Here is a 16,533-nt window from a genome sequence, read left to right as displayed (position 1 = left end):
CACCCGCGCTGTTCTGCCGGCGGTGAACCTCAGCCCGGCCGTGTCCGACGAGCACTACCGTCCGGTCTCATGACGACGAGTACCACGCGCACGGTCGAGTACCCGGCCGACGGCCTGACGATGATCGGGCACCTTGCGCTTCCGGCAGGTACCGACCGCAGGCCCGCAGTGCTGCTCGGACCGGAGGGCACGGGGCTCAGCGATGTCGAGCGCCGCCGGGCCGACGCCCTGGCCGAACTGGGGTACGTCGCGCTGGCCTTCGACCTCCACGGCGGGCGCTATTTCGGCGACCCCGAGGAGATGCTGGCCCGTTGCCTGCCGCTGCTCGACGACCCCGACCGGATGCGGGACATCGGCCACGCGGCGCTCGAGGTGCTGCGCGCCGAACCGCGGACCGACCCCGACAGGATCGCCGCCGTCGGCTACGGCACCGGCGGCGCGATCGGGCTGGAACTCGGGCGCGACGGCGTCGACCTGCGCGCGATCGCGACCGTCAACGGACTGACCACGGGCCGGCCGGGCGAGGCGGCGCGCATCCCCTGCCCGGTGTGGGCCGGGGTCGGTTCGGAAGACCCGATCATGGCGCCGGCGCAACGCGACGCGTTCACGGCCGAGATGCAGGCCGCGGGCGTCGACTGGCGCTTCGTGGTCTACGGCGGCGCCTTGCACGCCTTCCACCACCCGCCGGTCGACCACCCCGCACCCCCCGGCGTCGGATACCACCCACGGCATGCGCGGCGAGCCTGGCACGACGTCGTCGAACTGCTCGCCGAGTGCGTGCCCGTGACGGAGTGATCCGGTGACTCCACACCCGGGCACCCACTGACCAGCGCTTGCCGGTCAGCGCGGCAGGTTTCCGGCGATGCGGTCGGCGGTGTCCGCTCGGGCCCGGGACGAGGAAACACCGGGCCCGAGCGGGGTCTCAATCGCGGGGTGTGCGGCGGTAGGTGGGGACGCGTTCGAGGGGCCTGAGGAGCTGGAGGCGGCCGTTGTCGAGGTGGAGGACGCGGCCTCGGCCTGAGCTGCCGGGGGAGTAGAGGTCGACGACGGTGGTCCAGCGTCCGCCGTGCAGGACGCGGTCGCCGCGGCGGAGGTCGAACGGGCCGGAGCCGCCGGGGAGTTCGTACCAGCCGGTGCGGATCATGGTGGGTTCCTAGAGGTAGATCTTGGCGTGGCAGTCGGCGCAGCGTTTGCCGTCGGGGGTGAGGGCGCGGTGTCGGCAGGGCTGCTCTTGGGGTTTCGGTGCGGGCTGCGGTGGCGATTGGCGTTCGTCGAGCACGTCATGCTCCCGAGTGAGTGAGCCAGGCGGCGTAGAGGACGAAGCCGATACCGGCGGTGAGCGAGAAGAGGGGGAGCTGATTTGCCCAGGCTCCGAGTTGGCGCCGGGCGACGTACGCGGGGCGGGTCACAGCCAGCCTCGGAGGATCGCACGGTATGGCCGGGTGACGTGCTCGCGGTGCCGCATCAGCGTCGTCGCTGGGAGAGCCGTCTCGGAACAGGTGGCGCACGGCACGGCGAACGAGCGCGGCTCGGCATCGGGTTCCTCGCCTCGGGCGATATCGCATTCGGCAAAGCGGCAGGTGACACTGGGTTGATTGATGAGACAGCCCCCGACGGGCTCGTGCTCGGACCCTTGCGAACTCGGTTTGCCTCGTGTCCAACCGCCGTAAGGTGGAGGGAAATTCATGGATTCGACGCTCCTACGAAGCGTTGGGGGCGGCCTCCTCGGTTCCGTCGCTGCCGGCCCGGGAGTTTGATTACTCCATGTTCTTCCGCTACCACAGACAGCACACCGACATGGTGAGACGTCTTCAGACATCCACCTGCCGCCAGATGTCGTCAGGTGCCATGCTTGCCGGATGGTGAATGAACGCCTGCGCCGAGCCATGCATCGTGCCGGACTTGATCTCAGCACCCTCGCCGCTGCCGCTGAGGTGTCGACGAAGAGCGTCGAGCGATGGATCGGCGGCGGATCAATTCCCTACCCGCGCACCCGTTACCGCGTCGCAGCCGTCCTCCAGGAAGAGGAGTCGTATCTGTGGCCGGAGAGCACCAACACGGCATCGCTCGTCGGAGCCGAACTTGTCGCCACCTACCCCCGGCGCAGCGACGTGCCCCGCCACCTGTGGACTGAGCTGTTGCGCAACTCAAGCCGCGACATCGACCTGCTCGCCTTCGCCGGACTGTTCCTCACCGAGGAACACCCCGACTGGCTGCCCACGTTGGCGCAGAAGGCGAGGAACGGCGCCCGTGTCAGGCTTCTCCTCGGTGACCAGGAAGGCACACAACTCGCCGCTCGAGACGGCGAATACCGCTTCGGAGGCGGCGTGGCGGGCCGTGTCTCGGCAGTACTCTCCTACTATCGGGAGCGGATGCCCCGTCAAGTCGATGTCCGGCTGCACGACACCCCGCTGTACAACAGCATCTACCGGTTCGACGACGAGATGCTCGTGAATGTACATGCCTACGGCGTGCTGGCCGCCTACACACCTACATTGCATCTGCGTCGCATCAACGGCGCCTACTTCAACACCTACGTCGAGTCCTACGAGCGGGTATGGGCCGCGGCCCGATCCGCCACCACAGCACCGGAGGCGTAGTGAGCAAAAGCACCCGCAGGGTCGACCACTGGCAAGATCCCGACGCCCCGCGTCCCACGAGCCGCAAGACCTCAGCGAGTGTCTTCGTGCGCGACGAGGCCGGGCGGCTGCTTCTGCTCAAACGTGTGGACAACGACCTGTGGACCATCCCGACCGGAGGGGTGAAGAAGGGGGAGACGGTCGGAGAGGCCGGGGCTCGGGAGTGCAAGGAAGAGACCGGGCTGGAGGTCGAGATCACCGGCCTCGTGGGCGTGTTCTCCAGTCCGGACCACGTGATCGTCTACTTGCACGGTGACCGCGTCGACGAAGTCCGGCAGCCGATCAACATCTGCCTGCGCGCCCGGGTGACCGGCGGGAACATCGAACCGCAACCCGACGAGGCCGCAGAAGTGCGCTGGGTGGAACCGTCTCGACTCGGCGAACACCCCATGCATCCCGCGCTGATGGAACGCGTCCGTCACGGGCTGACCTCCCAGGAGCCGTTTGTCAGCTAGCGACACCCTCGCCTCTCGCCACCCTGCCCACCGCGCAGGGCCGCCGACCGACGCACCCCCTCAACACCCCCTGCACAACGTCCAGTTGCTCACCCCCACCAAAGAAAGCACCCCCCACACCACCGACACCCCGACCGCCTTCCCCCGCGCCCCCCGCGGCAGGGTGCACCCGAGGAGCGCCGCGTCGCCGAAGTCGGCGGCGAGGCGCAGGAAGGCGGCGGTGCGCAGGGCGGGGCCCTCGGGGGCGCAGAGCAGCGCTGCGCCGCTCGCCGCGTCCCGCAGGCCGACGGGGCGCAGTGCGGTGCGGGTGTGGGCCTGCGTCCGGCCTGCGGCGTCGACGAGCCGTGAGGGGGTTGCGAGCAGCCCGGGCCACAGGGTGACGGCGGTGCCGTAGGCGGCTGTGGCCGCGCCGACCGTGCGTAGCAGGCGTACGTGCATGCGGGCCTCCGTGTCTCGTCAGGCGGGGAACTCCAGCAGCAGCACCGGGTCGCTCGTCGGCTGCGGGGAGCCTCCGTCCGGCTCGACGGTGATCCCCATGCCCGAAGCCCCGTCGGCGCGGCCGTCGAGCAGGACGGCGCCGGTGCCCGGTTCTGCGAATCCGGCCGGCCGCATCGTGTCGCCGTCGGCGAACCAGAGTTGGTAGACCTTGCCGTCCGGTGGTTCGGCCATCCCGGAGGCGAGGAGGGCCGCCCGGTCGCGGTCCTGCGACACCACAGCGGTGGCGGAACCGCCTCCCGGGAGTGCACCTCCGCTGACCGTCCGCGCGTCCGGCGAGGCGAGCAACTCCGCGAGCTGCGTGGCCTGTTGGCGGGCCTGCTGCGCGTGCCGGCGGGCCTCGTCCGCCTGCTGGTGCTGCCAGACGGCCGTACCGCCGAGCGCCGCGGCGACGGCGAGGCATGCGGCGAGCGCGTACGTGCGCCACTTCGCGGCGCGGCCCGGGCGCCGCTCGTCGGCCCGGTGGCTGCTCCCCGACGGCGGGGGCTCCTGGCGGACCTCTCCGATCCGGCGCAGTACACGGTCGCGCAACGCGGGCGGAGGGGTCTCGGCGACGCCGAGCCCGAGGCGCGCGGCGGTCGCGCGGAGCTCGGCGGACTCGGCGGTGCAGGCCGTGCACTCGGTGAGGTGCGCCTCGAAGCGGTGCCGCTCGTCTTCGGGGAGCGCGTCGACGGCGAACGCGCCCGTCAGCGTGTGGAGTTCGGCGGTGTTCACGCGCTCACCCCCAGGCAGTCGCGGAGCCGGATGAGGCCGTCGCGCAGTCGGGTCTTGACGGTGCCGAGCGGCTGCGTCAGGAGCTCGGCCACTTCACGGTAGGTGAGTCCGCGGTAGTACGCGAGCGTCACCGACTGGCGCTGGAGCTCGGTGAGCGACCCGAGGCAGCGCCGCACCTGCTCGCGTTCGAGCCGCGCCTCGACCTGCTCCACCACCTCGTCGTAAGCGGGCGTCCGGTCGAGCTGCGCGGCGCGCGCGTCCCGGTCGCTCGCGGCCTGCGAAGAGCGCACCCGGTCGACGGCGCGGCGGTGCGCGAGCGTCATCACCCAGCTCGTCGCGCCGCCCCGCGCCGGGTCGAAGTGCGCGGCGAGGCGCCAGACTTCGACGAGCACCTCCTGCGCGACCTCCTCCGACTGGGCGGGGTCGCGCAGCACCGAGCGGACGAGGCCGAGGACGGGCCCCGCGACCGTGTCGTACACGGAGGCGAAGGCGTCCTGGTCGCCCTGGGCCACCCGCGCGAGCATCTCCTCCAGCGAGGGCGCGCCGGTCGCGCCTCCCTCGATGCGGACGGGTTCCCTCACGCGGCGGCCCTCCTTCGGCGGTGGTCGCCCCGCTCGGGGGTTTCCGGGTCTCCGGCGTCGTCCATCGGCCCTCCTGTGGCGGCATCCCATACTCCTTCGTCGCCGTGCGGTCAGCGGATTGGTGGCGATGCGCCGTACGTGTGCGCGCGGTCGCGGACCCCCGGGCCGGGGCGGAGGATGTCCGTCGTGGGGTCGCGAGCGGGAGGCAGTGATGGTGTGGAGCGAGGAGCAGGTGCGCGAGTTCGCCGAGCGCAGCGAATTCGAGGTGGTAGCGCCGGGGGACGACGGCGCGGAGCGGGCGCCGGTGACCGTGTGGGCCGTGGTCGCCGACGGCGTCCCCTACCTCCGGTCGTTCCGCGGCGCCCAGGGCCGCTGGTACCGGCGGATGCGGCGCAACCCCGACGGCGCGGTGCAGGTGGGCGGCGCGCGGCTGCCCGTGCACTGCGAGCCGGTAGCGGACGAGGACGTGCGGCGTGCGGTCGACGACGCCTACCGGCGCAAGTACGGGAGCTCCCCTTACGTCGACGACATGCTCTCCGCGGACTCGGCGCGGACGACCCTCCGCCTCGAACCCCGCTGACCCGCGGGCCGTCGGGCGGGGTGCCCGCCGCGGCACCGGGGGCGCGGTGCCGCGGCGGGCCGGGTGTCAGCCGCGCGGGGCTCCTGCACCCGCCCTTCTGGCCGGCTCCTCTGCTTCGTCCTCCTCGGCGGCGTGCCGTGCGGCCGCGGTGTTGTGCTGCTCCTCCCAGGTGGAGAGGGCGAGGCCGCACGCGTGGTCGACGTGGCGGAGTCCGCCGAGGTCCAGCGCTACGCGGCGGTCGGCGGGCAGCGACTCCAGGGAGTCCTGGAGCTTCGGCAGGCGCAGGAAGGTCGCGTTGCCGGAAACCCGTACGTGGAGGGGGTGTTGGGGGCCCTGGTCGTCGACGTCGACGTGGACGTGGGAGGTCTCCCAGGCGGTCTTCACGACGGCGAGGAGCAGGCCGATCAGGACGCCCTGGAACATGTCGATGAGCACGATCGAGACGGCCGTCACCGTCAGTACCACGGCCTCGGCCCGGTGCTCCCGCCAGAGCGGGCCGAACTGCCTCACCGGGATCAGCTTGCACCCCGCATGGACGAGCACCCCGGCGAGGGCGGCGAGCGGGATGACGCCGAGCGCGGCCGGCAGGGCTGCGGCGAAGACGAGCAGCCACACGCCGTGGAGGACGCGGGACGCCTTGGTCCTGGCGCCGGCCGCGACGTTGGCCGAGCTGCGGACGATCACCGCCGTCATCGGCAGCGCGCCGAGCACACCGCAGACGGTGTTCCCCGCTCCCTGGGCCATCAGCTCCTTGTCGTACTCGGTCTTCGGCCCGTCGTGGAGCCGGTCGACCGCCGCCGCGCTGAAGAGGGACTCGGCCGAGGCGATCAGCGTGAAGGCGAGCACCGTCCCGATCATGCCGACGCCCGCGAGCTGCCCGAACTCACCGAGTCCCGGGGGCTGTACGGCTTCGATGAGGCCGTGTACCTCGACCCGCTCGATCGGAAGCCCGGCGAGGGCGGTGACGAGCGTCGCCAGCGCCACGGCGGCGAGCGGCGCGGGCACCGCGCGGGCCCCCGCCTTCCACTTCGGCCAGAGCACCAGCACCGCGATGGTCGAGGCACCGACGGCGAGCGCGGTGAGCGCCTTCGGCGAACCGGCGGCGTCGGCGACGAGCCCGGGCAGCCCGGCGAGCTTCGCCACTCCCTCGCCGGGCGCCGGCTGGTCCGCGAGCGCGTAGACCTGCCCCGCCACCAGCACGAGGCCGATGCCCGCGAGCATGCCCTGCACGACGGAGACGGAGATGGCACGGAACCAGCGCCCGAACCCGAGGGCGCCGAGGGCGAGTTGAATGAGCCCGGCGGCGAGGACGAGCACACCGAGCGCGGGGAGCCCGTACGTCTGCACGGCCTCGTAGACGAGCACGGTCAGCCCGGCGGCGGGGCCGCTGACCTGAAGGGAGCTGCCCGGGAGAAGCCCGGTGACGAGCCCGCCCACGATGCCGGTGACGAGGCCGAGTTCGGCGGGGACGCCGGAGGCGACCGCCACGCCGACGCAGAGCGGCAGCGCGACGAGGAAGACCACGAGGGAGGCGGTGAAGTCCGCGCGGAGGGTGCCGGACGTGGGCAGGGAGCGCGCGGACCGCCGTGCGCGGTGGGGGAGGAGTTTCTTCGCTGGATGGGGCATAGGGGTTCCTCTGTGAAAGTGGAGGGTGCCGTACGCGGTACGGCACGGGAGGGCTCAGAGCGGGAGGAACGCCCCGTGCTCGGGCCGGTGTTCGAGGACGAGGCCGGTGTCGACGGCGTAGAACCAGCCGTGCAGCCGCAGTGCGCCCGCGTCGATGCGGCTGCGGATGCACGGGTAGGACGCGAGGCGGTCGAGCTGGGTGCGGATGTGGCGCTGGACGGCGCCGCTCACCTCGGGCTCGTCCTTCTCGGCCGCGCCGGGCGCGAGTTCGGCCGACGGCGCGAGCTGGCTGCGCAGCCAGCCGTCGACGGCCGGGACGGCGGCGAGGTCCTCGCCGCGGACGCGGGCGCCCACGGCGCCGCAGTGCGAGTGCCCGCAGACGACGATGTCGGGGACGCGGAGCACGCTCACGGCGTACTCGATCGTCGCCGCCTCGCCGCTGACCTCGGACGAAGTCCCGTACGGAGGAACGGCGTTGCCCGCCGTCCGCAGTTCGAAGAGCTGGCCGGGCTCGGCGCCTGTGATGAGGGAGGGGACGACGCGCGAGTCCGAGCAGGTGATGAAGAGCGCCTCGGGCGCCTGGCCGCCGGCGAGGCGGCCGAAGCGCTCGCGTTCGTCGTCGTGTGCGGTGATGCGGGTGTGGAGATCGCGGGCGTGGTGGATGAAGGACTGCATGGTTGCCTCCAGTCGCGCCACAGCGCGGTCCGGCGCGCCGGTGCCTGCGCAGGGGCGGTCAGATCGCTGGCTCTTGGGGTTCCGTGGGCACGCCGGGCACGCAGCCGTCCGGGCCGGGGTCCGCAAGCGCGATGGGGTCGCGGACCGTGGGCCGGTTGGTGCCGGGTGCGGGCGGTTCCGGAGGCGGCTGCGTACGCCGGTCGCGGGCCGGCTTCAGCGCGCCGCGCCTCCGGTGTGCCGCAGGCTCAGCAGCGGAACACCTGGTGGCGGATGGGGAGTTCGTCCGATCTCTCGGTGACGGGCACCACCGTGCGGCCTGTCTCGGCGACGGCGGGCCGGCCGCGCAGCTCGGCGCGGACCGCGCACGCGCACACCTGGAGCGACTGGAGCGACGCCGCCTGCACACCCGCGGAGTGACGCGTCCTGCGCTCCCCGGGCGGGGCCTTGGCGCTCTCGGCGAGCGTGCTCTCCACGCGCTCGGAGGTGATCTCCCCGCGTTCGGGGACCTGCTGTCCGGCCTGCGCGACGTCGGCCGCCGTGAGCACGGAGAGGACGAGGACGACAGCGGCGACCAGCGCCCTGACCGGGGTGCTGGTGCGCCGCAAGGGACCGCCTCCTCGTCCTCTCGTGGGGTTGGCGTTGCGTCGTCGGTGGGGCGAACGGCCGCCGTCGCTCGCGGGGTTGCGGCACGGGGCCGCGCGGCCGGTGAGACAGGGCAGCCCGGCGGAATCCGGCGCAGGGCACAAGTGCCCACGGACGGAGCCGCGTTGGACAGCGGTCTCCATTCTGACCGTTCGCCCACCGCCGTGTGCAAATTTCTCTGTGAACTCTGGGTGAACGCGGGCGCATGGGCGCACGAAGGCGGCGCCCTGCTCCCGCATGCGCATGACGTGCGCCCCTGCGCCCCGGCGGCGGTCCGCCGAGGCTTCCGCGCGCTGCGGAAGAGCCGGCACGTAACCCTTTGCTCGGGCGACCCCGGGGGCCGCCCGTGAACTCCCCTACGGCAGCCGCGGATTCACTCGGGCGGCTTCTCCCAGACCGACACATGCCCTTCGCTCTCGGAGGTGAACGGCGCCCGCGACCAGTCCGCCCACCGGTGCCGCAGCCGCATCCCCGCGAGCCGCGCCATCAGGTCGAGCTCCGCCGGCCAGACGTACCGGAAGGGGATCGCCCTGTGCCTCCCGCCGCCGTCCGCGCCCACCATGACGTGGTGCGAGGTCATCGCCTGCGTCGCCGTGTCGTAGACGTCGTAGGACCAGCCCTCCTCCGAGACGTGGAAGGGGACGACGCGCTGCCCCGGCGGCAGCAGCCGCAGCGCGGGGACGCCGACCTCGACGAGGAAGCAACCGCCGGGCGCGAGGTGCGCCGCCGCGTTCCGGAAGCAGGCGACTTGCGCGTCCTGCGTCGTGAGGTTGTTGACGGTGTTGAAGACGAGGTAGGCGAGGCCGAACCGCCCCGCTGCCCGCACCGTGGCGAAGTCCCCGATCGTGACGCCGACGTCCGCACCGCCCGGCTTGGCGCGCAGCCGTTCGGCCATCGCGCGGGAGAGGTCGATCCCGTGCACCGGTACTCCCCGCGCGGCGAGGGGCAGCGCAAGGCGTCCCGTGCCGACGCCGAACTCCACGGCCCGGCTCTCGCCCGCGAGCTCCGCGAGCACCTCGACCGCGGGCTCGACCGCGGCGGGCGCCGACATCACCGCCGTCTCCTCGTCGTACCTCGCCGCCACGTCCGCGGGAAAGAAACCGTCGTCGTCCATCGCCGGAACGTACTGCTCGCCGGGCGCGCCGCGCGCGGCGTTTTTCGGCGGGTTCGACTCCACGCAGGTGGCAGCGCGGCGTGCACCGCGGGTGGTGGAGCGCTGCGGGGAAGGGGCACTGCGTGGGTGACGCGAGGGAAGCGGTGCGGCGCGGGTGGCGCCAGATCTCCGCGAAGAGTCGGAACCAGGTCGTCGTGCAGACGGCGCGGGCGACCGCGGCGGCGACGCTCGCCTACGCCGTCGCGGCCAAGTTGAGCCCGGAGACGGCGCCGATCACGGCACCGCTCACCGCGCTGCTCGTGGTGCAGGTGACGCTCTTCGCCACCCTGAAGCTCGGGTTCCGGCGCGTCAACGCGGTCGTCATCGGGGTGATGATCGCGATCGGCTTCAGCTCCCTCGTCGGGCTCCACTGGTGGAGTCTGGGCCTGGTGGTCTTCGCGGCGCTCGTCGCGGGGCGGCTGCTGCGCGTCAACGAGTTCGTCAACGAAGTGGCGATCAGCGCGATGCTCATCCTCGGTGTCGCAGGATCGACGAGCGGCGCCTGGGTGCGGGTGCTCGACACCCTCATCGGTGCGGCGGTCGGCATCCTCTTCAACCTCTTCCTCGCGCCACCGGTCTGGGTGAAGAGCGCCAGCGACTCGATGGAGGAGCTCGCCCGGCGCATGCGGCGGCTGATGATGGAGACGGCGGAGGCGCTCGGCACCCCGACGCCCGTGGCACGCACGTCGGCCCGGTTGGACGAGGCGCGCCGGATCGACCAGGAGATCGGCCAGGTCGACTCCTCGCTGCGGCAGGCCGAGGACAGCCTCCGGTTCAACCCGCGCGTGCGGGAGGCCCAGCTCTCCCGTGCGGTGCTGCGCACCGGGCTCGACACGTTGGAGATCTGCGCGGTGATCGTCCGGGTCCTCGCGCGCTCGCTCACCGATCTGGCGCAGGAGCGCGAGGAGGAGGAGCCGCTGATCCCCGAGGGGATCGCGCCGGACCTGGAGGGGATGCTGTCGCACGTCGGCGGCGCGATGGTGAGCTTCTCCGTGCTGGTCACCGCGCAGACGAGCGCCAACGCGGAGGAGGCGGAGGACCGGCTGTCCTCCGAGCTCGGCGCCGCCCGCGACACCCGCGAGAAGGTGGCCCAGCTTCTGCTGACGAAGGTGCGCGAGGACCCGGAGCAGTGGCAGCACTTCGGCGTGCTGCTCGCGCAGATCGACCGCGTCCTCGACGAGCTCCAGCCGGAGAACCGCAGCCAGCGCCTCCTCGACGAGCTCGACCGCAGCTCGCGCGAGCAGCGCAGCAGGAGCGAACGCCTCGCCGCCCTGCGCGAGCGGCTCGGCCGCCTGCGCCCGCGGCGCGGCCCCCGCGCGGCGTGAGCGCCCCGGCGGGTGGCTGTCGCTCCGCGCCGGGGAGTCCCGGCGCGAGGGTGCGTTTTCGTCGGCGCCTCGACGCCCAGCCCCTGCCGGGCCGCGGCACCGAGTGCGCCGCCGTCCCCCGCGGTCGTCGAGCTACCGCCGCCTCCGGCACGGTGTGCCGCGTGCTCCCCGCACGATGCCGAGCCGTTGCGGAAGGGGAGCAGGAGCGCGCGGAGGCGTGGGAGCGCGTCTCGGCGAGGGGCTGCCCCAGACGTGTTTTGCGCACAGTTGCATAATCGTCGGGTGCGGCCGCAGGGAGCGGGCCGCGCCCGGCGAGGAGGCCCGAATGACCGCGTACCCGCACCTGTTGAACCCGCTCGACCTCGGGCACCTCACCCTGCCCAACCGCGTCGTCATGGGCTCGATGCACGTCGGCCTGGAGGAGGCACCCGACGGCTTCGCGCGGATGGCCGCCTTCTACGCGGAGCGGGCGCGCGGCGGTGTCGGGCTCATCGTGACGGGGGGCATCGCACCGAACGAGGCCGGACGCACCTACGACGGCGGCGCGATGCTCACGACGCCCGAGGCGGCGGTCGAGCACCGCACGGTCACCGAGGCCGTCCACGCGGCCGGGGGCCGCATCGCGCTCCAGATCCTCCACACCGGGCGCTACGCCTTCCACGAGGACCTCGTGGCGCCGAGCCCCCTCAAGGCGCCGATCAGCCCCTTCACCCCGCGCGAGCTCAGCGGCGACGAAGTCGAGCGCACCGTCGAGGAGTTCGCGCGCTGCGCCGAGCTGGCGCAGCTCGCCGGGTACGACGGCGTCGAGATCATGGGCTCCGAGGGATACCTGATCAACCAGTTCGTCGCCGCACCGACCAACCGGCGCACCGACCGCTGGGGCGGCTCCTACGAGAACCGGATGCGCTTCCCCGTGGAGATCGTGCGGCGCGTACGGGAGCGCGTCGGCGAGGAGTTCGTACTCGTCTACCGGCTCTCCATGCTCGACCTGGTGCCGGGCGGCTCGACGATCGAGGAGGTCGTCGAGCTGGCGCAGGCCGTCGAGGAGGCGGGCGCGACGCTCATCAACACCGGCATCGGGTGGCACGAGGCACGCGTGCCGACGATCGTCACCTCGGTGCCGCGCGGCGCCTACGCCTGGGTGACCGAGCGCGTCATGGGCGCCGTCTCCGTGCCGCTCGTGACGAGCAACCGCATCAACACTCCGGAGACGGCAGAGGAGTTGCTCGCCTCGGGCAAGGCCGACCTCGTCTCGATGGCCCGGCCGATGCTCGCCGACCCGGAGTTCGTCGCCAAGGCCGAGGCCGGACGCCCCGAGGCGATCAACACCTGCATCGGCTGCAACCAGGCGTGCCTCGACCACACCTTCGCGCTGCGGACGAGCACCTGCCTCGTCAACCCGCGCGCCTGCCACGAGACGGAGCTGGTCCTCGCACCCACCAGGCTGCGCAAGCGGATAGGCGTCGTCGGCGCCGGGCCCGCCGGGCTCGCCTGCGCCGTCTCCGCGGCCGAGCGCGGGCACCAGGTCACGCTCTACGAGGCGGGCGAGGCGATCGGCGGCCAGCTCGACATCGCCCGACGCGTCCCCGGCAAGGAGGAGTTCGCCGAGACCCTCCGCTACTACCGCCACCGGCTCGACGAGTTGGACGTGCAGGTACGCCTCGGCACCCGCGCCACCGCCGAACTGCTCGCGGTCGAAGGGCACGACGAGATCGTCCTCGCCACCGGTGTGGCCCCCCGCCGCCCGGAGATCCCCGGCCTCGACCACCCGAGCGTCCTCGGCTACCTCGACGTCCTCAGGGACGCGGCGCCCGTCGGCGACCGGGTGGCGATCCTCGGCGCGGGCGGCATCGGCTTCGACGTCGCCGAGTACCTCACGGACCCCGGCGACAGCGCCGCCCTCGACCCTGCGGCCTTCTTCGCGCGCTGGGGCGTCGACGCCCGCCACCGCACACGCGGCGGCGTCGTCGCACCCGTACACCCCGTGTCGCCGCGGCGAGTGCACCTGATCCAGCGCAAGACGAGCAAGGTCGGCGCCGGGCTCGGGAAGACGACGGGCTGGGTCCACCGCAACGAGCTGCGCCACCGCGGCGTCACCATGGTCGCGGGCGCCGCCTACCACCGGATCGACGACGAGGGGCTGCACCTGAGCGTCGACGGCGAGAAGCGGGTGCTCCCCGTCGACACGGTCGTGCTCTGCACGGGCCAGGAACCGCGGCGCGCGCTCTACGAGGAACTGCTCGCCGACGGAGGCGAGCCGCACCTCATCGGGGGCGCCGACGTCGCCGCCGAACTCGACGCCAAGCGTGCCGTGGACCAGGGGACCCGGCTCGCGGCCGCCCTTTAGGCGGTGCCGTCCCCTCCCCGTCTGCTGTGCGACGGGGAGGGAACGACACCCCCTAGGATCGCCGCATGTCACTGCCGCACGCCATCCTCACCGCACTCCTGGAGAAGCCGTCCTCGGGGCTGGAGTTGACGCGGCGGTTCGACAAGTCGATCGGCTTCTTCTGGTCCGCCACCCATCAGCAGATCTACCGTGAGCTGGCCCGCCTGGAGGACGCGGAACTGATCAGGGCCGTCCCGCAGCCGCCCAGCCGCGGGCAGCGCAAGGAGTACGAGGTGCTGCCGGACGGCCGCGCGGAGCTGCGCCGCTGGGTGGCCGCCGCCCAGGACCCCAGGCCCGTGCGCGACCCGCTGATGGTGCGCGTACGGGCGGCCTCCGTGGTGGGAACCGAGGGGCTCGCCGCCGAACTCCGCCGCCATCTCCGTATGCACAGCGCGCAGTTGGAGGAGTACCGGGCGATCGAGGAGCGCGACTTTCCCGCGGAAGGCGCTGCCGACGAGGACCCGCTCCTCCACGGTGTGCTGCGCGCGGGGATAGCGCAGGAGTCGTTCTGGGTGGGCTGGCTGGAGCAGATGCTCGACGAGCTGCCCGCCCCCGAGAAGGGCGGGTAGGAGCCGGGCGGCGTCAGACGACGAGGCCCCTGCGGTACGCGTAGACGACGGCCTGGACGCGGTCGCGGAGCTCCAGCTTGGTGAGGATGCGGGAGACGAACGTCTTCACCGTCTCCTGGCTGATCAGGAGGGACCCGGCGATCTCCCCGTTGGAGAGGCCGTCCGCGATGAGGCGGAGGACCTCCAACTCGCGTGGCGTGAGCGGGATGTCGCGCGATCCTTGCTCCGACGGGCGGATGCGCGCGGCGTACCTGCCGACGAGCTGGCGCGTCACCTCGGGGTCGAGCAGCGCCGCGCCCGTGGCCACCGTCCGGATGCCGTGGAGGAGTTGGGCCGGCGGCGCGTCCTTGAGGAGGAAGCCGCTGGCCCCCGCGCGCAGCGCCTCGTAGACGTACTCGTCGAGGTTGAACGTCGTCACCACGAGCACCTTGACGGGGTGCTGCACCCCGGCGCCCGCGAGCAGCCGGGTCGCCTGGATGCCGTCGAGCTCCGGCATCCGCACGTCCATCACGACGACGTCGGGGCCGAGCCGCCCGGCGAGATCGACCGCCGCCCGCCCGTCCCCGCACTCCCCCGCCACCTCCAGGTCGGGCTGGGCGTCGATGATCGTCACGAGGCCGGTTCGGACGAGGACCTGGTCGTCGCAGACGAGCACCCGCGTCGGCGCGGTCACGACGGGCCCCGCGCGGGTATCCGCGCCCGCACGACGAAGCGGTCGTCCTCCCCTTGTTCCGCGCTGAAGTCGCCGCCCAGGACGTCGACCCGCTCGCGGAGCCCGGCGAGGCCGCGCCCGCTCCCACCGGGCGAGGCGGCGGGCGACCCCGCGCCCTCCGTGCCGACCTCCACCGCGACCTCCCTTCCGCCGTGCCGCACCTGCACCCAAGTACGGCTGCCTCGGGCGTACTTGAGCGCGTTGGTGAGCGCCTCCTGCACAACCCGGTAGGCGACGACGTCGGCGCCGCCCGTCGACTCGGCGGGCGCCCCCTCCTCCGTGAACTCCACCGGCTGCCCGGCCTTGCGCGTCTGCTCCACGAGCGTACTCAGTCCGCCGGCCGCCGGTGTCCTCGCCTCAGCTTCGTGGCCGGGGTCGAGCAGGTCGAGCAGATGCCGCAGGTCGGTGACGGCCCGCCGGCCGGTGTCGGTGACGGCGGTGAGGGCCTGGTCGAGGCGGTCCGGTGCGGCGGTGAGGTATCGGGCCGCCTCGGCCTGCACGACCATCGCCGTCACGTGGTGGGTCACGACGTCGTGCAACTCCCGGGCGAGGCGGGCGCGTTCGGCGGCGCGGGTCTCCTCGGCGACGCGGAGACGACGTTCGGCCTCCGTCGCGCGGTAGGAGCGCAGCCACGCGCCCGCGGCCCAGACGAGGACGAGCAGCAGGTAGAACGTGACGAACTCGTGCGGCGGTTCGCCCGAACCGAGCTCCCACAGCGCAAAGACGAGCGGCACGTACGCCGCCGACAGGGCGAGCACGACGGCGCGGCGGTGCCACTCCAGGTAGGCCCCGGCGCCCAGCAGCGCGAACGGAAGCGCGGTGGCCGCGACGGTGTGGTAGCCGCGGAGTTGGTCGCACACGAAGCCCAACGACACCAGCGCGAGACACACGGCCGGCCACCGTCGGCAGAAGACGAGCGGGGCGCATTGCAGGACGACGACCACGAGCGTGAACACGTCGAAGTCACGCGTCGGTACGCCTCCCAGCTCCGTTCCGTGACTCTCGAAGCCCGGCAGGAACGACACGGCGAAGAGCGCGAGGCCGAGCAGGAGGCACACGGCCGGGACGCCGAAGCGGCGACAGGTCTGCCGGACGCGCCGAGTATCGATCACCGGGGGAGCGTAATGGAGGTCTCGGCGTCCGCGGCACGGCGGCGTCGCGGCACCAGGTGGCCGCGACGGTGGGCGAGCCAGAGGAACGCGAGGGTGACCAGGACGCCGAAGAGCACCGAGTACACGCTGCCCTCGGGGCCGAAGTCGCCTCCCGTAAGCAGTGCGGGGCCCGAGGTCGACGAGTCCAGCAGTCCCTGCGGGGTGTCGTTCCCCGAGACCTCGGTGCTGAACAGGGCGCCCGCGGCGAAGTTCCAGCCGAAGTGGACGCCGATCGGCACCCACAGGTTGCGGGTGGCCGCGTACGCGGCGGCGAGCATGCCGCCGGCCTCGACGGCGATGCAAAGGGCGCCCCACAGGCTGGCGTTGGGGTTGAGCAGGTGCGAGAGGCCGAAGAGGACGGCGGTGAGCAGCAGCGCGATCCACGTGCCCGCGCGCTCCTCGACGATCCGGAACAGGACGCCGCGGAACAGCACTTCCTCCGTCGCGGCGGCGGCCGCCATGAAGCCGACCAGACCCACAGCGCCCGTCACCGAGCCGATCCCCGCGACCTCGTAGTACCCGGCGGCCGCAAGGTTGGTCATGACGGCCCCGAACATCACGGTGCCGATCAGCGTCCCCCGGCCGAGCGCGGGCCAAGCCCCTGCCCGGTCCACCTCCGTGACGGTGCGGCGCTCGGTCTTCTGCACCACCCACCCGTAGACGAGCACCGAGACCACGGCCGTCAGGAGGCCCAGGGCGAGCGTGAGCCACCAGTTCCCCTCCACCGCCGCGACGCCCTGCCCACCGACGAAGGCGACCGCCACCACGGCCGCCAACTGCCACACCAGTCTCACCTGTACTCCTCCATCCGAGCCGCGGCAGGGGCGCCG

General features: G+C 72.8%; 19 protein-coding genes. 7 read left to right on the top strand and 12 right to left on the bottom strand.

The annotated features are described in order from the left end of the window. The first annotated feature begins 69 nt into the window (after positions 1-69). Complete coding sequence (locus F603_RS0128840) at positions 70-795, top strand: dienelactone hydrolase family protein (protein WP_019549405.1); 726 nt, start codon at positions 70-72, stop codon at positions 793-795. A 127-nt stretch (positions 796-922) separates the two neighbouring features. Here F603_RS0128840 and F603_RS0128835 read toward each other — a convergent pair whose 3' ends face one another. Continuing rightward, positions 923-1,144, bottom strand: a complete 222-nt coding sequence (locus F603_RS0128835; protein WP_019549404.1) for a hypothetical protein — start codon at positions 1,142-1,144, stop codon at positions 923-925. Positions 1,145-1,280: 136 nt separating this feature from the next. Then, positions 1,281-1,409, bottom strand: a complete 129-nt coding sequence (locus F603_RS36340) for a hypothetical protein (RefSeq protein WP_019549403.1) — start codon at positions 1,407-1,409, stop codon at positions 1,281-1,283. A 450-nt stretch (positions 1,410-1,859) separates the two neighbouring features. Between F603_RS36340 and F603_RS0128825 the strand changes: the two genes are divergently transcribed. Then, positions 1,860-2,600, top strand: a complete 741-nt coding sequence (locus tag F603_RS0128825; protein ID WP_026328805.1) for a helix-turn-helix domain-containing protein — start codon at positions 1,860-1,862, stop codon at positions 2,598-2,600. Further along, positions 2,558-3,094, top strand: a complete 537-nt coding sequence (locus tag F603_RS0128820; protein ID WP_019549401.1) for an NUDIX domain-containing protein — start codon at positions 2,558-2,560, stop codon at positions 3,092-3,094. The genes F603_RS0128825 and F603_RS0128820 overlap by 43 nt, the downstream gene beginning before the upstream one ends. Before the next feature lie 60 nt (positions 3,095-3,154). On the opposite strand, the gene F603_RS0128815 is transcribed toward F603_RS0128820, so the two are convergent. From F603_RS0128815 to F603_RS0128805, 3 genes are read right to left on the bottom strand one after another with little or no spacing between them, the layout of a single operon-like run. Next, entirely contained in the window at positions 3,155-3,532 is a 378-nt protein-coding gene (locus F603_RS0128815) for a hypothetical protein (protein ID WP_019549400.1), read from the bottom strand. 18 nt (positions 3,533-3,550) lie between these two features. Then, entirely contained in the window at positions 3,551-4,303 is a 753-nt protein-coding gene (locus F603_RS0128810) for an anti-sigma factor (protein ID WP_019549399.1), read from the bottom strand. Next, complete coding sequence (locus tag F603_RS0128805) at positions 4,300-4,884, bottom strand: sigma-70 family RNA polymerase sigma factor (RefSeq protein WP_019549398.1); 585 nt, start codon at positions 4,882-4,884, stop codon at positions 4,300-4,302. Before F603_RS0128805 ends, F603_RS0128810 begins: the two co-directional genes overlap by 4 nt. 211 nt (positions 4,885-5,095) lie before the next feature. Between F603_RS0128805 and F603_RS0128800 the strand changes: the two genes are divergently transcribed. Continuing rightward, positions 5,096-5,464 (top strand): DUF2255 family protein, encoded by a 369-nt coding sequence (locus F603_RS0128800; RefSeq protein ID WP_019549397.1) that lies wholly within the window; start codon positions 5,096-5,098, stop codon positions 5,462-5,464. A gap of 66 nt (positions 5,465-5,530) precedes the next feature. On the opposite strand, the gene F603_RS0128795 is transcribed toward F603_RS0128800, so the two are convergent. The 4 genes from F603_RS0128795 to F603_RS0128780 all read right to left on the bottom strand — a co-directional run bounded on the left by F603_RS0128795 (position 5,531) and on the right by F603_RS0128780 (position 9,521). Then, positions 5,531-7,090: a SulP family inorganic anion transporter gene (locus F603_RS0128795; RefSeq protein ID WP_019549396.1), complete on the bottom strand. Its 1,560-nt coding sequence runs from the start codon at positions 7,088-7,090 to the stop codon at positions 5,531-5,533. A 54-nt stretch (positions 7,091-7,144) separates the two neighbouring features. Next, complete coding sequence (locus F603_RS0128790) at positions 7,145-7,765, bottom strand: carbonic anhydrase (protein WP_019549395.1); 621 nt, start codon at positions 7,763-7,765, stop codon at positions 7,145-7,147. A gap of 245 nt (positions 7,766-8,010) precedes the next feature. Beyond that, positions 8,011-8,370 carry a hypothetical protein gene (locus tag F603_RS0128785; RefSeq protein WP_019549394.1) on the bottom strand — a complete coding sequence of 120 codons (360 nt, stop codon included), beginning with the start codon at positions 8,368-8,370 and terminating at the stop codon, positions 8,011-8,013. A 410-nt stretch (positions 8,371-8,780) separates the two neighbouring features. Beyond that, positions 8,781-9,521 carry a class I SAM-dependent DNA methyltransferase gene (locus tag F603_RS0128780; protein ID WP_026328803.1) on the bottom strand — a complete coding sequence of 247 codons (741 nt, stop codon included), beginning with the start codon at positions 9,519-9,521 and terminating at the stop codon, positions 8,781-8,783. A 143-nt stretch (positions 9,522-9,664) separates the two neighbouring features. Here F603_RS0128780 and F603_RS0128775 point away from each other — a divergent pair, with 143 nt between their 5' ends. The 3 genes from F603_RS0128775 (at position 9,665) to F603_RS0128765 (ending at position 13,840) form a co-directional block, all read left to right on the top strand. Continuing rightward, entirely contained in the window at positions 9,665-10,885 is a 1,221-nt protein-coding gene (locus F603_RS0128775; RefSeq protein WP_019549392.1) for an FUSC family protein, read from the top strand. A gap of 325 nt (positions 10,886-11,210) precedes the next feature. Next, positions 11,211-13,232 (top strand): oxidoreductase, encoded by a 2,022-nt coding sequence (locus tag F603_RS0128770; RefSeq protein ID WP_019549391.1) that lies wholly within the window; start codon positions 11,211-11,213, stop codon positions 13,230-13,232. A gap of 65 nt (positions 13,233-13,297) precedes the next feature. Next, on the top strand, positions 13,298-13,840 hold the full coding sequence (locus tag F603_RS0128765; protein ID WP_019549390.1) for a PadR family transcriptional regulator: 543 nt from the start codon (positions 13,298-13,300) through the stop codon (positions 13,838-13,840). 13 nt (positions 13,841-13,853) lie between these two features. On the opposite strand, the gene F603_RS0128760 is transcribed toward F603_RS0128765, so the two are convergent. From F603_RS0128760 to F603_RS0128750, 3 genes are read right to left on the bottom strand one after another with little or no spacing between them, the layout of a single operon-like run. Next, positions 13,854-14,513, bottom strand: a complete 660-nt coding sequence (locus F603_RS0128760) for a response regulator (RefSeq protein ID WP_019549389.1) — start codon at positions 14,511-14,513, stop codon at positions 13,854-13,856. Then, the gene (locus F603_RS0128755) at positions 14,510-15,664 is read right to left on the bottom strand and encodes a sensor histidine kinase (RefSeq protein WP_019549388.1); all 1,155 of its coding nucleotides are present in this window, start codon (positions 15,662-15,664) and stop codon (positions 14,510-14,512) included. The genes F603_RS0128760 and F603_RS0128755 overlap by 4 nt, the downstream gene beginning before the upstream one ends. Continuing rightward, a complete protein-coding gene (locus F603_RS0128750) occupies positions 15,661-16,497 on the bottom strand; it encodes a CPBP family intramembrane glutamic endopeptidase (protein WP_026328802.1) in 837 nt (278 codons plus the stop codon). The genes F603_RS0128755 and F603_RS0128750 overlap by 4 nt, the downstream gene beginning before the upstream one ends. Positions 16,498-16,533: the final 36 nt, after the last annotated feature.

The organism is Streptomyces sulphureus DSM 40104 (assembly GCF_000381025.1).
GTDB classification, from domain to species: Bacteria; Actinomycetota; Actinomycetes; order Streptomycetales; family Streptomycetaceae; genus Streptomyces; species Streptomyces sulphureus.
The sequence above is the reverse complement of the archived record's forward strand: the minus strand, read 5'-3'. Positions and strand labels throughout refer to the sequence as shown.

Coding starts and splice junctions, on each gene's coding strand:
- F603_RS0128840 (WP_019549405.1), top strand. CDS start 70: ATGACGACGAGTACCACGCGCACGGTCGAGTACCCGGCCGACGGCCTG.
- F603_RS0128835 (WP_019549404.1), bottom strand. CDS start 1,144: ATGATCCGCACCGGCTGGTACGAACTCCCCGGCGGCTCCGGCCCGTTC.
- F603_RS0128825 (WP_026328805.1), top strand. CDS start 1,860: ATGGTGAATGAACGCCTGCGCCGAGCCATGCATCGTGCCGGACTTGAT.
- F603_RS0128820 (WP_019549401.1), top strand. CDS start 2,558: ATGGGCCGCGGCCCGATCCGCCACCACAGCACCGGAGGCGTAGTGAGC.
- F603_RS0128815 (WP_019549400.1), bottom strand. CDS start 3,532: ATGCACGTACGCCTGCTACGCACGGTCGGCGCGGCCACAGCCGCCTAC.
- F603_RS0128800 (WP_019549397.1), top strand. CDS start 5,096: ATGGTGTGGAGCGAGGAGCAGGTGCGCGAGTTCGCCGAGCGCAGCGAA.
- F603_RS0128795 (WP_019549396.1), bottom strand. CDS start 7,090: ATGCCCCATCCAGCGAAGAAACTCCTCCCCCACCGCGCACGGCGGTCC.
- F603_RS0128790 (WP_019549395.1), bottom strand. CDS start 7,765: ATGCAGTCCTTCATCCACCACGCCCGCGATCTCCACACCCGCATCACC.
- F603_RS0128780 (WP_026328803.1), bottom strand. CDS start 9,521: ATGGACGACGACGGTTTCTTTCCCGCGGACGTGGCGGCGAGGTACGAC.
- F603_RS0128770 (WP_019549391.1), top strand. CDS start 11,211: ATGACCGCGTACCCGCACCTGTTGAACCCGCTCGACCTCGGGCACCTC.
- F603_RS0128765 (WP_019549390.1), top strand. CDS start 13,298: ATGTCACTGCCGCACGCCATCCTCACCGCACTCCTGGAGAAGCCGTCC.